1 protein-coding gene is annotated in these 226 nt (G+C 27.4%); it reads right to left on the bottom strand.

Annotated elements, in window-relative coordinates; genetic code table 11:
* Positions 1-226, bottom strand: a 226-nt coding sequence (locus tag KGF36_RS20045; protein ID WP_227854986.1) for a transposase, incomplete at both ends; no start/stop codon positions are given.

A 226-nucleotide genomic window follows, 5' to 3' on the forward strand; every position in this document is an offset into this window, starting at 1 on the left:
TTTGTAGAAAATCCTTTCGCCTATTAGCTATATGTTCTTGAAGTCTTGCAACTTTTAATCTTGCTTTATTTCTATTTGAACTACCGATTGTTTTTCTCGATAATTCTCTTTGTAATTTAGCAAGTTTGTTTAATGACTTCTGAAGATATTTAGGATTTTCTATAAATTGTCCACAACTTGAGATACAAAATTCTTTAATTCCTAAATCTAAACCTATCTGATTATT

Origin of the sequence: Clostridioides sp. ZZV14-6009 (genome assembly GCF_020658095.1) — a bacterium.
Lineage (GTDB): Bacteria > Bacillota > Clostridia > Peptostreptococcales > Peptostreptococcaceae > Clostridioides.